At 70.2% G+C, this 13,629-nt stretch carries 13 protein-coding genes; 7 read left to right on the top strand and 6 right to left on the bottom strand.

Annotation, left to right across the window (positions count from 1 at the left end; all coding sequences use genetic code 11):
* Positions 1 to 83: 83 nt before the first annotated feature.
* Positions 84 to 467: a cold-shock protein gene (locus tag AB0M51_RS33720; RefSeq protein ID WP_344192048.1), complete on the top strand. Its 384-nt coding sequence runs from the start codon at positions 84 to 86 to the stop codon at positions 465 to 467.
* Positions 468 to 473: 6 nt separating this feature from the next.
* On the opposite strand, the gene AB0M51_RS33715 is transcribed toward AB0M51_RS33720, so the two are convergent.
* Positions 474 to 1,202, bottom strand: coding sequence for a TetR/AcrR family transcriptional regulator (locus AB0M51_RS33715; RefSeq protein ID WP_344192050.1), 729 nt, complete (start codon positions 1,200 to 1,202; stop codon positions 474 to 476).
* A gap of 98 nt (positions 1,203 to 1,300) precedes the next feature.
* Between AB0M51_RS33715 and AB0M51_RS33710 the strand changes: the two genes are divergently transcribed.
* Positions 1,301 to 2,866, top strand: a complete 1,566-nt coding sequence (locus AB0M51_RS33710) for an MFS transporter (protein WP_363751979.1) — start codon at positions 1,301 to 1,303, stop codon at positions 2,864 to 2,866.
* Here the strand turns inward: AB0M51_RS33710 and AB0M51_RS33705 are convergent.
* A complete protein-coding gene (locus tag AB0M51_RS33705) occupies positions 2,826 to 4,649 on the bottom strand; it encodes an MFS transporter (RefSeq protein ID WP_363751976.1) in 1,824 nt (607 codons plus the stop codon). The genes AB0M51_RS33710 and AB0M51_RS33705 overlap by 41 nt on opposite strands.
* A gap of 106 nt (positions 4,650 to 4,755) precedes the next feature.
* Here AB0M51_RS33705 and AB0M51_RS33700 point away from each other — a divergent pair, with 106 nt between their 5' ends.
* Positions 4,756 to 5,538 carry a DUF3027 domain-containing protein gene (locus AB0M51_RS33700; protein WP_344192056.1) on the top strand — a complete coding sequence of 261 codons (783 nt, stop codon included), beginning with the start codon at positions 4,756 to 4,758 and terminating at the stop codon, positions 5,536 to 5,538.
* Here AB0M51_RS33700 and AB0M51_RS33695 read toward each other — a convergent pair.
* Together AB0M51_RS33695 and AB0M51_RS33690 are read right to left on the bottom strand one after the other, a co-directional pair.
* Entirely contained in the window at positions 5,502 to 6,065 is a 564-nt protein-coding gene (locus AB0M51_RS33695; RefSeq protein ID WP_363751972.1) for a class IV adenylate cyclase, read from the bottom strand. The genes AB0M51_RS33700 and AB0M51_RS33695 overlap by 37 nt on opposite strands.
* 1 nt (position 6,066) lies before the next feature.
* The gene (locus AB0M51_RS33690; RefSeq protein ID WP_344192058.1) at positions 6,067 to 6,375 is read right to left on the bottom strand and encodes a DUF2530 domain-containing protein; all 309 of its coding nucleotides are present in this window, start codon (positions 6,373 to 6,375) and stop codon (positions 6,067 to 6,069) included.
* 74 nt (positions 6,376 to 6,449) lie between these two features.
* On the opposite strand from AB0M51_RS33690, the gene AB0M51_RS33685 reads away from it, so the two are divergent.
* The gene (locus tag AB0M51_RS33685; protein ID WP_363751968.1) at positions 6,450 to 7,922 is read left to right on the top strand and encodes an NCS2 family permease; all 1,473 of its coding nucleotides are present in this window, start codon (positions 6,450 to 6,452) and stop codon (positions 7,920 to 7,922) included.
* A gap of 5 nt (positions 7,923 to 7,927) precedes the next feature.
* A complete protein-coding gene (locus tag AB0M51_RS33680; RefSeq protein ID WP_363751965.1) occupies positions 7,928 to 10,006 on the top strand; it encodes a prolyl oligopeptidase family serine peptidase in 2,079 nt (692 codons plus the stop codon).
* Here the strand turns inward: AB0M51_RS33680 and AB0M51_RS33675 are convergent.
* Entirely contained in the window at positions 9,933 to 11,030 is a 1,098-nt protein-coding gene (locus tag AB0M51_RS33675; RefSeq protein ID WP_344192066.1) for a hypothetical protein, read from the bottom strand. The genes AB0M51_RS33680 and AB0M51_RS33675 overlap by 74 nt on opposite strands.
* A gap of 82 nt (positions 11,031 to 11,112) precedes the next feature.
* On the opposite strand from AB0M51_RS33675, the gene AB0M51_RS33670 reads away from it, so the two are divergent.
* Both AB0M51_RS33670 and AB0M51_RS33665 read left to right on the top strand, forming a co-directional pair.
* Positions 11,113 to 11,562 (top strand): MarR family transcriptional regulator, encoded by a 450-nt coding sequence (locus AB0M51_RS33670; protein ID WP_344192068.1) that lies wholly within the window; start codon positions 11,113 to 11,115, stop codon positions 11,560 to 11,562.
* Complete coding sequence (locus AB0M51_RS33665; RefSeq protein ID WP_344192070.1) at positions 11,559 to 12,869, top strand: MFS transporter; 1,311 nt, start codon at positions 11,559 to 11,561, stop codon at positions 12,867 to 12,869. The genes AB0M51_RS33670 and AB0M51_RS33665 overlap by 4 nt, the downstream gene beginning before the upstream one ends.
* On the opposite strand, the gene AB0M51_RS33660 is transcribed toward AB0M51_RS33665, so the two are convergent.
* Entirely contained in the window at positions 12,866 to 13,567 is a 702-nt protein-coding gene (locus tag AB0M51_RS33660; RefSeq protein ID WP_344192072.1) for a DUF4429 domain-containing protein, read from the bottom strand. The genes AB0M51_RS33665 and AB0M51_RS33660 overlap by 4 nt on opposite strands.
* Between the last annotated feature and the right edge of the window lie 62 nt (positions 13,568 to 13,629).

Raw genomic sequence — 13,629 nt, 5'->3', positions numbered from 1 at the left:
AGGTAGTTTCCCGGAGGCGCCGTTGCGCCGGTTCACGTACGCTTGGATTTCGATTCCAACGATTGACGACTGAAGAGGTTCCCGTGCCCGTTGGCAAGGTGAAGTGGTATGACTCCGAGAAGGGGTTCGGATTCCTCAGCAAGGAGGAGGGCGGGGACGTCTACGTCCGCGCCGAGGCCTTGCCGTCGGGTGTGACCAACCTGAAGCCGGGCCAGAAGGTCGAGTTCGGCGTCGTCGAGGGCCGCAAGGGCGAGCAGGCCCTGCAGGTCCGGCTGATCGACCCGCCGCCGTCGGTGGCGAAGGCGATGCGCCCGAAGCCCGACGAGATGCAGGTCGTCATCGAGGATCTGATCAAACTCCTCGACCGCCTCGGCGAGGGTTACCGGCACGGACGTCAGCCCGACAACAAGTCCGCCCGCCAGGTCGCGACCGTGCTGCGAGGTGTCGCGGACAAGCTCGACATCTGAGAGTCCTCAGCTCTCCAGCCGATCGATCCGGGACTGGATGCCGTCCAGCACGGTGTCCAGTCCGAACCCGAACTCGGCCGCGTCGAAGTCGCCCGCGTAGCCCCCGTCCGGCGGCACTTCGAGCGTCGCGGCGATGCCCGGGAACCGGTCCGGTGTTGCCAGCATCGTGAGCCGCTGGGTGTAGAGCCGGTCGGCCACCTCGACGGCGTCGGGCTCGGTCAGCATGTTCGCGGTGAGTTGCGCCGTGCCGCGGACGTAGATGTTCACGAGCAGCATCGCGGACAGCCTGTCCTGTGGCGTCAGCGGCGTACCGTCGAACGCCTGTAGGCCGGCCTCCATCCAGGCCAGCTGGTTCGGTGACAGCGGCGGCTCCTGGACCGGGATCTGCAGGATCCACGGGTGCGCACGCAGCCCGTCGCGGAACGCCTCCGCCCAGGCCGTGATCTGTTGCCGCCAGCCCTCGCCTGGGTCGAGCTCGGGCGGGACGCCGAAGGCGTGTTCGAGCATGACGACGTACAGGTCGTCCTTGGCGTCGACGTACCGGTAGAGCGACATCGTGGTGAAGCCGAGTTCGGCGGCCACCTTGCTCATCGAGACCGCGGTCAGCCCGCCGGTGTCCGCGAGTTTGATCGCGGCCCGGGCGATGTCGCTGATGTGAAACGCCGGCTTGGGTCCCGGCCGGCTGCGCGCCTCGAAACCCCAGAGCTGCTGCAGGACTCTCGGTAGCTCTTCCATGGTCGGCATCTTATCTGTTTACAGCATAGACAGTCATGTGTATGGTCTGTGTATGGCGCACACAGTGTGCGGCGTAGACAGATAACTCCGGAGGGGTCATGGGTACGAACGAACGGGCGGGACGCAAGGAGTGGATCGCGCTCGGCGTGCTCGCACTGCCGCTGCTGCTGGTCTCGATGGACGTCTCGGTGCTGTACTTCGCGGTCCCGTTCATCAGCGCCGACCTCGGCGTGAGCGCGACCGAGCAGTTGTGGATCTTCGACATCTACGGCTTCGTGCTCGCCGGCCTGCTGATCACGATGGGCTCGCTCGGCGACCGGATCGGACGCCGCAAACTGCTGCTCTTCGGCGCGCTCGGGTTCGGGCTCGCGTCCGTCGCGGCGGCGTACGCGCAGAGCCCGGAGCAGTTGATCGCCGCCCGCGCCGTGCTCGGCATCGGCGGCGCGACCCTGATGCCGTCGACGCTGGCGCTGATCCGGAACATGTTCCACGACGCCAAGCAGCGGCAGAAGGCGATCGCGTTCTGGAGCGCGGTGATGATGGGCGGGATCACCCTCGGGCCGGTGCTCGGCGGGTTCCTGCTGGAGCACTTCTGGTGGGGTTCGGTGTTCCTGATCAACACCCCGGCGATGGTGCTGCTCGTCGTTCTCGCGCCGGTGCTGCTGCCGGAGTTCAAGGCGTCGGCGCGCGGGCGGTTCGACCTGCTCGGCTCGCTGCTGTCGCTGGCCGCCGTACTGCCGGTGATCTGGGGGATCAAGGAACTGGCCGCTCACGGTGTCTCGGCGCTGCCGGTGGTCGCGATCGTCGCCGGGCTGGTGTTCGGGGTGCTGTTCGTGCGGCGGCAGCGGACCGCGGAGCACCCGATGGTGGACCTGTCGATGTTCCGGAACCGTGCGTTCAGCGGGTCGCTCGCGGCGAACACGGTCGGGACCTTGGCGCTGGTCGGCAACGCGGTGTTCCTCACCCAGTACCTGCAGTTGGTGCACGGGCTGTCGCCGCTGAAGGCCGCGCTGTGGTCGCTGGCGCCGTCGGTGCTGGTCGGCGGTGCCGCTCCGCTGGCGACGGCGCTGGCCGGGAAGCTGGATCGTGCCTACGTGATCGGTGGGGCCTTCGTGCTCGCGGCTTCCGGGTACGGCGTACTCACCCAGGTGCGGGTCGACTCGTCCCTGGCAGTCCCGCTGGCCGGGGCCGGTCTCCTCGCGGCGGGACTGGTGATGGTGATGACGCTGGTGACCGAGGCTGTCGTCGGTTCGGTCGCCCCGGAGCGCGCCGGGTCGGCGTCCGCGGTGATGGAGACCTGCTCGGAGTTCGGCGGGGCGCTCGGCATCGCCGTACTGGGCTCGATCGGTACTGCGGTCTATCGCTCGGACCTGCCCGCTGGTGCGGCGGGACCCGTCCGCGAGGGCCTGCCGGCAGCGACCGCCGCAGCCGCCCACCTGCCCGCGCAACTGGCCGGCACCGTGCTGACCACCGCACGCCACGCCTTCACCCACAGCATGAACGTCGTCGCGCTGGTCGGAGCCATCCTCCTGCTCGCCACCGCAGTCACCACCACCGTCGTCCTCCGCGGCACCAAGCCGGCCGCACCTGCCGAGGAGCCGGCTCCCGAGGAGGCGGGCTTGGTCAGCGGGGTGGGCGGCGGGGGTTGCCCGGACGGCGTTTGAAGGGGGAGCGGTCGCGTTCTTCGGTGGGCTCCTCGGACCAGGGGGCCGGTTGTTCTTCGGTGGTGTTCTCGTCGTCCTCGGGTTGGCCGCTCCACCAGGGGCCGATCGGCTGCTCGGGCGGGGGTTTCCGATCGCCCGAGCGCCATTCGACGGTCGGCTCGTCGTGGGAGCTCGAGCGCCGCGCCCGGTTCGCACGTTGTTCGGCGACGCTGAGGATGGTCCGGGTGGTGCTCTCGGAGTGCGGGTCGTCCGAGGGAGCCTGGTGTGTGTGCTGCGGGTGGGGGCCGTCCGTCCGCGGCCCGCCGAGCCCGCCGGGACGCAGTGGCCCCGCGGTAGGACGGGGTGCCGGGCGCATCCGCAGTACCAGGAAGACCACGATCAGCAGCACACCCGCGAGGAACCCGAACCCGAGCCGAGGGATCAGCGGCAGCACGATCCCGCATCCGCCGCCGATCACCCACGCGAGCTGCAGCACCGTCTCCGAGCGCGCGAACACCGACGTACGCACGGACTCCGGTACGTCGCGCTGGATCATCGCGTCCAGCGACAGCTTCCCGAGCGAGCTGCACAACCCGGCGACCAGGCCGAGCGCCACCAGGATCGGCAGTCCGTACAGCACCGCGACCGCGACCGCCACGGCCGCGTCCGCGAGCAGTACGACGAGGACGACACCCTCCGGTTTACGGGCCTTGAGCAACGATCCGAGGAGGGTGCCGAGGCTGTTGCCGATCCCGGCCGCGGCGACCACCGCGCCGGCCGCGACCGCGCCCTTCACGCCGCTGATCGGCTGGTCCCGGAGCAGGAACGCCAGGTACATGGTGAGGAACCCGGACACGAACCGCAGCCCGAGGTTGCAGCGGATCCCGCGGGCCACCGCGGCGGTGATCGCGCGCTTGCGGGCGTTCCGCCCCGCCGTACCGGTGACCTCCTCGTCGGCGGGGGAGTCGACCGCGCTCGGCAGCCGGATCGCGAGGATCAGGCCGACGATGTACACCAGTGCGGCCCAGCGCAGCGACCACTGCGGGCCGATCGCGGCGAACGCTCCCGCGAGCCCGGCCCCGATGGTCGCACCGGCGACACCCGCGAGCGAGATGCGGGAGTTGGCCGTGACGAGCGTGATCTGTTTCGGGAGCAGACGTGGTACGGCGGACGCGCGCGTGACGCCGTACGCCTTGGAGGCCACCAGACAGCCGAGCGCCGCCGGGTACAGCCAGACGGAGTTGTGGCTGGTGACCGACGAGGCGAGCGCCCAGACGAGGAACGCGCGGGCCCCGAGGGTCGCGCCGATCGCCCAGCGGCGGCCGTGCCGGAACCGGTCGAGGACCGGACCGATCAACGGCGCCATCAACGCGAACGGCGCCATCGTCAGCAGCAGGAACAGTGCGACCCGGTCCCGCGCCTGGCCGCTCGGGACCGTGAAGAAGACGGTGCCGGCCAGCGACACGGCGAACGCGGTGTCACCCGCGGCGTTGACGGCGCCGAGCTCGATCAGCCGCGACAGGCCGGACTCGCCCGCACCCTGCGCGCCGGTCAGGCCGCGGATCCGCCGCCCGGTCGCCCGGCCGAACCTCCCGCCGACGGTGGCCGCCTTCTTCGAGGCCGACGCCACCCCCTCGGCACCGATCTTCGAGGCGTGCCCGACCTTCTTCCCGGCGCTGCCGACCTTCTTGCCCGCACTCCCGACCCGCTCCCGCGCATCGCCGAGCCGATCCGCGGCCGACCTCGCCCCGCCCGCGGAATCGGGGCCGCGGCGGTTCTGCGGGTCGGACGGGTCGGGCTGCATGACACCATCCTGCCTCCTACCGGGGACAGACCGCAGTCACCGCGCGTACGAACCTCGGCCGTAGGCGGTTCGGCGTACGGCAGGAGGCGTGCGAGAATGGGCGATTGTGACTCCCGTCAAAGCCCCGGAACCGGTACGTGCCAAGCCCGACGCCGTCTGCGTCGCGGCGGTCGAACCGGCCCGGGAGGCCGCGATCGCCGAAGCAGGCGCCGCCCAGGTCGGGGAACACCTCGGTCACCTGGTCGAGGGTGAGCGCCTCGTCACGCACTACTTCGCCTCCACGCACCCGGGGTACCGCGGGTGGCGCTGGGCCGTCACGCTGACCCGCGCGTCCCGGGCCAAGACCGTCACGATCAACGAGGTCGTGATGCTCCCCGGCGAGGACGCGGTGGTCGCGCCGGAGTGGGTCCCGTGGTCGGAGCGCGTCCAGCCCGGCGACCTGCGTCCCGGCGACCTGTTCCCGACGCTCCCGGACGACCCGCGACTGGAGCCCGGCTTCACCGACACCGCGGACGCTCCCGAGGAAGTGCTGACGGTCGTCGAGGAGCTCGGCCTCGGACGCGAGCGGGTGCTGTCGCCGTTCGGCCGCGAGGAGGCGGCGGAGCGCTGGTACGCCGGCGACTTCGGCCCGGCGTCCGCGATCGCCCAGGCGGTCCCGTACAAGTGCCACTCCTGCGGCTACTGGATCCGCCTCGCCGACAGCCTCGGCCAGGCGTTCGGCGTCTGCGCCAACGAGATGGCCCCCGGCGAGGCCCGCGTGGTCGCCTACGACTACGGCTGCGGCGCCCACTCCGACGCCACCGTCGAAGCCGCCGACCACCCCACCGCCGAACACGCCTTCGACACCACCGGCTACGACACCCTCGAACTAACCCCGTCCGAGGACTGACCTTCCGGAAAGCGGAGGTCAGGCACGGAGTTCAGGTCTATGCCTTGGCGGGCGTAGAGCTCGGTGGTGTTCGCGGTGGTGAGGTCCTGGTAACCCAGGAGCGCGGCGACCTCGAGGACGTGGGCGCGCGAAGTGCGTTCGATCTCGAGGTACGGCGGGAGGCCCGGCCAGCGGTCGATCTCCAGCTCGGCGTCGTTCAGGGTGAAGCTGCTGCGGTGGTTCTCCTGGTAGGCCTTCGGCGTGTGGCCGAGCTGACGCAGTAGCTCGTGCGTGATCTCGAAGTCGCCGACGCTGACCTCGGTCTCTGCCGTACCGTCGATGCCGTCGTGGTGAATCTGCTTGACGGTCAGCGTGACCGCGGTGCCGGTGTCACGCAGTCGGAGCCAACGGGTCGGGTCACCCGGGGTGATGTCGTAGACATACCGCCGTTGCAGCCGCGCACCGGCCCGGGCGCCCCCAAGCTCGAGAATGCGCTCCGCGACCGCGGCCGGCTCGACCGCGAGGACCTTCGCCTCGTACTCGATCAACTCAGTCGTCGGTGGCGGGGCGGTGGCCGGCTTGGATGGCGGTCCAGCGGCGTTTGCAGTACCAGAGGCCGATCAGGCCGAGGCCGAAGCCGGCGACCGGGACCCAGAGCCACCAGTCGAGGCCGTTGTCCTTGAGTTGGCCGCGGAAGATCAGCAGTACGACGAACGCGACCGCCCAGAGCGCGATCCCGGTGATCACGCTCGGGATGCCGGACAGGTCGAGCGGCTTGACCTCCGCATGCACCAGCTCCCCGCGCGCCAACTGGCTCGTCGGGTCCGTGCGCTTCTTGGATCCAGCCTCCTCGGTCACACACCTACCTTAACGCGCAACGGTTTGACGTCAGTGCTCGCAACTGCCCGGTAGGAACTGGCACTATGCGGACCATGAGCTCGCCCCAGGGCACGAAGGCCCGCTCCCCGTACGGTCCACTCGACTCGTTCTTCAAGATCAGTGACCGCGGATCCACGCTCGGGCGCGAGATCCGCGGTGGCCTGGTCACGTTCTTCACGATGGCGTACATCGTCGTGCTGAACCCGCTGATCATCGGCACCGTCAAGGACGGCGCCGGCCAGTTCGTCGGCGGCGGGACCGACCCGGCGGCCGCGATCGCGAAGATCGCCGTGGCCACCGCGCTGGTCGCGGGCGTGGTCACGATCCTGATGGGCCTGGTCGCGAACTTCCCGCTCGCCCTGGCCACCGGCCTCGGCCTGAACGCGTTCCTGGCGTTCTCGGTGGCGACCAAGATGACCTGGGCCGACGCGATGGGCCTGGTGGTCCTCGAGGGCCTGATCATCCTGATCCTGGTGCTGACCGGTTTCCGGAAGGCCGTCTTCGAGGCCGTGCCACTGCAACTGAAGGTCGCGATCAGCGTCGGCATCGGCCTGTTCATCGCGTTCATCGGCGTGATCGACGCGGGCTTCGTACGCCGTCCCGCCGCGATCTCCGGCCCGCCCGTCGAACTCGGGGTCGGCGGCAGCCTGCGCGGCTGGCCGGTGCTGGTGTTCGTGTTCGGCCTGGTCCTGATCGCGATCCTGTACGCCCGGAAGGTGAAGGGCGCGATCCTGATCGGCATCCTGGCCGCGACCGTGGTGGCGATCGTCATCGAGGCGATCGGCAACATCGGCGCCCGCAGCGACAAGAACCCGGGCGGCTGGGGCCTGAGCGTGCCGAAGCTGCCGGACCAGTGGTTCACCAAACCGAACCTGGACACGATCGGCGAGTTCAACCTGTTCGGCTCGTTCGGGAAGATCGGGGTGGTGTCGGCGCTGCTGCTGATCTTCACGCTGATGCTCGCGGACTTCTTCGACACGATGGGCACGATGACCGCGATCGGCGCCGAGGCCGGGCTGAACGACGCGGACGGCATCCCGCCGAAGTCGCAGGCGATCCTGATCGTGGACAGTGTCGCGGCCGCGGCCGGCGGTGCCGCCTCGGTGTCCAGCAACACGTCGTACATCGAATCGGCGTCCGGTGTCGGCGAGGGCGCCCGGACCGGGCTGGCGAGCGTGGTCACCGGGATCTGCTTCCTGATCTCGATGGTGATCGCGCCGCTGGTGACGCTGGTGCCGTACGAGGCCGCGACGCCGGCGCTGATCCTGGTCGGGTTCCTGATGATGACGCAGGTCAAGGGGATCGACTTCGACGACATCGAGGTCGCGTTCCCGGCGTTCCTGACGATCGTGCTGATGCCGTTCACGTACTCGATCTCGGCCGGTATCGGGGCCGGCTTCGTCTCGTACGTGATCCTGAAGCTGGTCCGCGGCAAGGCCCGCCAGGTGCACCCGCTGATGTGGGTCGTGTCGGCGCTGTTCGTGGTGTACTTCGCGATCGGCCCGCTGACCGACTGGCTAACCTGAGCAGGGTGGACCCGCTCGAGGACTTCCCCGCCCAATCCGCACGCACCGGCCGCTTCACCCACGGCCTGCCCAAGTCCTTCACCGTCGGTGAAGAGCAGGTGCTGTTCCTCCGGACCACCGGCCCGGAGGACCGCGCCAGTTGCCTGTGGCAACTCACAGCGAACGGCGAGGAACAGCTCGTGGTCGCGCCGGAGGACCTGCACGCCGACGGCGTCCTGCCAGAGGCGGAGCGGGTACGGCGGGAACGTACCCGCGTACGGACCTCGGGCATCGTCGCGTACTCCGCCGACCGGACCGCCCGGCAGATCGTCTTCGCGCTCCAGGGCGTGCTCTACCACCTCGACGGGCCGGCCGCGTTGCCCCGCGAGATCTGGACCGCGGGCCGGGTGGTGGACCCGCGGATCGACCCGACCGGCTGCCGGGTCGCGTACGTCACCGGCCGGCAGTTGCACGTCGTGGATCTTGCCGACGGCAACGACGTCACTGTGGCCGCGGACGAGGACCCCGAGGTCGGGTGGGGTCTTGCCGAACACGTGGCCGCGGAGTCGATGGGCCGGACCCGCGGGTACTGGTGGTCGCCGGACGGTACCCGGCTGCTCGCGGCCCGCGTCGACCAGACCCCGGTGCAGCGCTGGTGGATCGCCGACCCGGCGAACCCGGACCGCCTGCCCCGCGAGGTCGCGTACCCGGCCGCGGGTACGCCGAACGCGATGGTCACGCTGCACGCGTTCGACCTCACCGGCGGCGCGGTCGAGCTGCGCTGGGACCGGGCGGCGTACGAGTATCTCGCCGCGGTGACGTGGGACGCGCACGGCCCGCTGCTCGCCGTCCAGTCCCGCGACCAGCGGACGCTCCAGGTCCTCGCGGGTGATCCCGACACCGGCGTGACCAAGCTTCTGCACGAGCAGCGGGACCCGGCGTGGGTCGAGCTGATCCGCGGTACGCCCGCCCGTACGTCGTCCGGGAAGCTCGTGCACCCCGTGGACGACGGCGACACCCGTCGGCTGGCGATCGACGGCGTACCGGTCACGCCGAACGGTCTGCAACTCCGCGCTGTCGTCGACGTGACCGGGGAGGAGGTGCTGTTCGAGGCAAGCGACGAGCCGACCGAGAGCCACCTCTGGCGGTACGACGGCACGCTCCGCCGGCTCACCGACGAACCGGGCACCCACACCGCGACCCGCACCGGCGACACCCTCCTCGTCGAGTCGAACACCGAGACGCACCGGTCCTTCGTCGTACGCCGAAACGGTCAGCCGGACCAGACGATCGAGTCCCGCGCCGCCGAGCCGGTCGTCACGCCGAACATCACCTGGCTGCGCGCGGGCACGCTCGAACTGCGCACCGCGGTCCTCCTCCCGTCGTGGTACGACGGCGGGACGCTCCCGGTGCTGATGGCGCCGTACGGCGGTCCCGCGATGCAGTTGGTCATGCGCCGGTCGAGTGGGGCGTTCGCAACCGCGCAGTGGTTCGCGGAGCACGGGTTCGCGGTCGTGATCGCGGACGGCCGCGGTACGCCGGGACGCGGGCCGGCGTGGGAGAAGACCGTGCACCTCGACAACCTGACGGCGCCGCTCGAGGACCAGGTGACCGCACTGCACGCAGCTGCCGAACAGACCGGAGCACTCGACCTCAGCAGGGTCGGTATCCGCGGCTGGAGCTACGGCGGCCTGCTCGCCGCGGCCGCCGTCATGCTCCGCCCCGACGACTTCCACGCCGCTGTGGCAGGCGCGGCGCCGGCCGACCAGCGCCTGTACGACACCCATTGGCGCGAGCGCTTCCTCGGGCACCCGGCCGACAACCCCGAGGTCTACGACCGCCTGTCGCTGATGACGTACGCCGCCGGCCTCCGCCGCCCGCTGCTCCTCGTCCACGGCCTCGCCGACGACAACGTGTTCGCGGCCCACACGCTCCGGCTGTCGGCGGCACTCACCGCAGCCGGCCGCCCGCACCAGGTCCTGCCGCTGTCGAACGTCACCCACATGGCCGGCAACGAAGCCGCGGTCGGCCTCATGCGCTCGGAGCTGGCGTTCCTGTCAGACCACTTGACTCCCGCAGCGCCAGGTACTCCGCCCGCGCCGTGAACAGGTCGCGGAGTTCCGCACCGACGTTGTCGAGGAAGTCGGTGCGGAACGTCGAGTCGGTGAGCAGCGCGATCGAGTAGTAGAGGCCGGTGAAGTTCGCGATCCCGACCGCGACCTTGACCAGCGACGCGCTGACCAGCAGCGGGTGGTGCATCAACGTGATCTCGTACGACCAGGCGCCAGGCGTGACACCCCATTGGTCGTAGACGTGTTGGCTGATCGCGAGCATCCCGAACCCGACGAAGAACAGCCCGACGCCGGCGCTCACCACCAGAACCTGCATCCACTGCCGGATCACCAGGCTGATGCTCAGGTTCATCCGCTGGCTCCGGCGCAGCGGCGGCCCGGAGCCGGCGTCGCGCTCGATCGCGTCCACCTCGCGCGGCAGCCGGATCAGCAGGAAAAGCGTGCTCAGTGCGGTGAACGCGACCATCAGGAGCACGATGAACGCGGCCGGCATGCCGCCGAAGACCTGCCACATGTCCGCGGTCACGAACAGGACCAGCGAGAAGACCAGCAGCAGCGGGAGGGCGCGGACCAGGCTGGCCACCGAGTTCCCGAGCTCGGTCGCGAGCCGCCGGAGACCCCAGTACGTCGTCGCGATCAGGCCGTAGCCGATCACGACGTACACGATGCCGACGAGCACCAGGTTGGCGAGCGCGATCCCGAAGAACTGGCGGAGCTGCTCCTGGGTGACGACCGGCAGCAGCGCCGGGAGGAACACGAACACCGCCAGCTCCGGGATGCCGAAGCGGGTCGGCAGCGACCAGAACGGCCGGCCGCGGAACCCGTTCAGCAGGCCGAACCCGACCACCAGCGCCACCAGCCCGCCGAGCGCGGCCAGCAGGTTCTGCCACCAGTGCCAGTCCAGCGAGGTGGCGCCGAGCATCTCGACCAGGAACACCACCACGAGCAGCGGCGCCGCCCGCGTGAAGATGTCGTGCGTCGGCGAGAAGTCCTCGATGAACAGCGGCAGCCCCGCGCGCCGGAAGCGCTGCTCGTACCGCTCCAGCTGGGCATTCATGCCCGGAACTCTAGCGGCCCGGGAATACCGCCCCGGTGGCGAGCGTTTTTAGTTAGCAAAGGTAATGAGTTAAGGTAAAGACATGCCCGAGGTCGTAGCGCAGCAGGTGAAGAGTGACGTCGGGCTGGCGAGCGCCCTCCGGTCGTCGACCCTGCGGCTGTCCCGGCAGATCCGCCGGCAGCGCGAGCCCGGTCACGACCTCACCGCGAACCAGCTCAGTGTGCTCGGCGCGCTGTCCAAGCACGACGCGATGACGATCGGCGAGCTGGCCGGCCACGAGCAGGTCAAGCCGCCGTCGATGACGCGGATCGTGACCAACATGGAGGAGGCGGGCCTGGTGGTCCGCCGCCCGCATCCCACCGACAAGCGGCAGATCGTCGTCGAGCTGACCGACCGCGCCGACGAGCTGATCCTGGCGAACCGCCGGCGCCGCGACGAGTGGCTGCAGACCAAACTGAAGCAACTGACCCCCGAGGAGCGCGACATCCTGCGCAAGGCAGCACCCGTTCTGGAACGGCTGGCGGCTCGATGAGCCCCACCTTCCGTGCCTTCAAAGTCCGAAATTTCCGTCTCTACGCCAGCGGTGCGATCGTCTCGAACGTCGGCACCTGGATGCAGCGTGTCGCCCAGGACTGGCTGGTCCTGGAGCTGACCCACTCCGGGACGGCGCTGGGCATCGTCACCGGCCTGCAGTTCCTGCCGGCCCTGCTGTTCGGGCCGTACGCCGGCCTGGTCGCCGACCGCTTCCCGAAGCGGCAGGTGCTGACCGTCACGCAGATCGCGATGGCGAGCGTCGCGCTGGTCCTCGGTGGGCTCACGATCGCCGGCGTCGTCCAGCCCTGGCATGTGTACCTGCTGGCGTTGCTGTTCGGTGTCGGCACGGCTTTCGACGCCCCGACCCGGCAGGCGTTCGTGGTCGAGATGGTCGGCCGTGACGAGCTGTCCAACGCCGTCGGGCTGAACTCCGCCTCCTTCAACGCCGCCCGGCTGTTCGGCCCGGCGCTGGCCGGTCTGCTGATCAACTGGATCGGCACCGGTCCGGTGATCCTGATCAACGGGTTCACCTACGCCGCCGTCATCCTGTCCCTGCGGTTGATGCGGGTCGCCGAGCTGCACACGCCGAAGCCCGCGGCGCGCGACAAGGGCATGATCCGGGACGGCATGCGCTACCTGTGGCGCCGGCCTGAGCTGATGATGGTGCTGGTCGCGGTCTTCTTCGCCGGCACCTTCGGCCTGAACTTCCAGCTGACCTCGGCGCTGATGGCCACCCAGGCGTTCCACAAGGGCGCGGGGGAGTACGGCATCCTCGGCTCGGTGCTGGCGATCGGCTCGCTGGCCGGCGCACTGCTGGCGGCCCGCCGGGTCCGGATCCGCGCCCGGCTGGTGATCGGCGCCGCGGTGCTGTTCGGTCTCTTCGAGATCGTCAGCGCGCTGATGCCGACGTACCTGACGTTCGCGCTGGTGCTGCCGCTGGTCGGGCTGACCTCGCTGACCATGCTGACCTCGGCGAACGCCACCATGCAGCTGAGCATCGAGCCGACCATGCGCGGCCGGGTGATGGCGCTCTACATGACGGTCCTGATGGGCGGTACGCCGATCGGGTCACCGTTCATCGGCTGGATCGGGCAGGAGTTCGGCGCCCGGTCCTCGCTGATCGTCGGCGGCGGGCTGACCGTGCTCGGCGCCGTCGGGTCGGTGCTGTACTTCTCGCACAAGCGCGGCCTGGCGATCCGCCCGCGGCTGCTGCCGCGCCCGCACCTGGAAGTACTCCCGCAGACCGAGCTCCTCGGCGACAAGGCCGCCGTCGACGCGGCCCCGACGAGCCCCCGGGTCGCCTAGGGGCGGATCCGGGTCAGCAGGCGCGCCGCGAAGAACAGTACGTCGAGGTCGGTGTCCCGCTCGCTGACCATCGCGGCCGGGTCGTGTTTCGGCTTCGGGCGGTCGAGTGGCGTCCGGTCGGTGCCGATCCGCAGGTAGCCGCGGCCGCCGAGCCCGCCCTGCTCCGGGCGCCACTGCACGTCGAGGATCGTGGCCAGGGGCACCGACCACGGGTTGCCGTACGCCTTCTTCCGGCGCCCGGCGCGGAGTTCGTACGTGAACGTGAGCTGTCCGTTCGCCACCGACAGCTTCGCGTCCCGCCCGCTGATCCGGTCCGGCGCGGGCGGCGGCGCCAGCAACCAGCGCGCGGCCGCGACCGGTACGTCGCGGCGGGCGAGTGTGCGGCGGATCTCCCCGGCGACCCGCTCCGCTTGCTCCGGGTCCACGCCCGGGAAGTCGTAGAGGTCGCCCAAGACCTCCACGCCGCCGACCTCCTGCAGCGGATCGGCGCCGTCCCGCAGTACCAGACGGAGGCCGTTCCCGCCGACCTCCACCGACTGCAGTGCCTCGACCGGCAGCACCCGTTCGCCCAGCCGGGTCCGCAGCGCCGCGGTCAGCGGATCGAGCCCCGGCTGCGTCCCGTCGTACCGCATCCGTAGGGTTCCGACGCCGTCCCAGACGACCGTGCCGCTCGTGCTCGCCAGCTCACCACCTGTCACCCACCCATCCTCCCCGGTCCGCAGGTCCACCGCAGGTTCTGGGCTGTAACGCGCACAATGGG

Source organism: Kribbella sp. NPDC051137, from assembly GCF_040682535.1.
Classification (GTDB): domain Bacteria; phylum Actinomycetota; class Actinomycetes; order Propionibacteriales; family Kribbellaceae; genus Kribbella; species Kribbella karoonensis.
The sequence above is the reverse complement of the archived record's forward strand: the minus strand, read 5'-3'. Positions and strand labels throughout refer to the sequence as shown.

Excerpts from the sequence above, each read along its gene's own strand:
- AB0M51_RS33715 (WP_344192050.1), bottom strand. The coding sequence starts at position 1,202 with ATGGAAGAGCTACCGAGAGTCCTGCAGCAGCTCTGGGGTTTCGAGGCG.
- AB0M51_RS33710 (WP_363751979.1), top strand. The coding sequence starts at position 1,301 with ATGGGTACGAACGAACGGGCGGGACGCAAGGAGTGGATCGCGCTCGGC.
- AB0M51_RS33705 (WP_363751976.1), bottom strand. The coding sequence starts at position 4,649 with ATGCAGCCCGACCCGTCCGACCCGCAGAACCGCCGCGGCCCCGATTCC.
- AB0M51_RS33685 (WP_363751968.1), top strand. The coding sequence starts at position 6,450 with ATGAGCTCGCCCCAGGGCACGAAGGCCCGCTCCCCGTACGGTCCACTC.
- AB0M51_RS33675 (WP_344192066.1), bottom strand. The coding sequence starts at position 11,030 with ATGAATGCCCAGCTGGAGCGGTACGAGCAGCGCTTCCGGCGCGCGGGG.
- AB0M51_RS33670 (WP_344192068.1), top strand. The coding sequence starts at position 11,113 with ATGCCCGAGGTCGTAGCGCAGCAGGTGAAGAGTGACGTCGGGCTGGCG.
- AB0M51_RS33665 (WP_344192070.1), top strand. The coding sequence starts at position 11,559 with ATGAGCCCCACCTTCCGTGCCTTCAAAGTCCGAAATTTCCGTCTCTAC.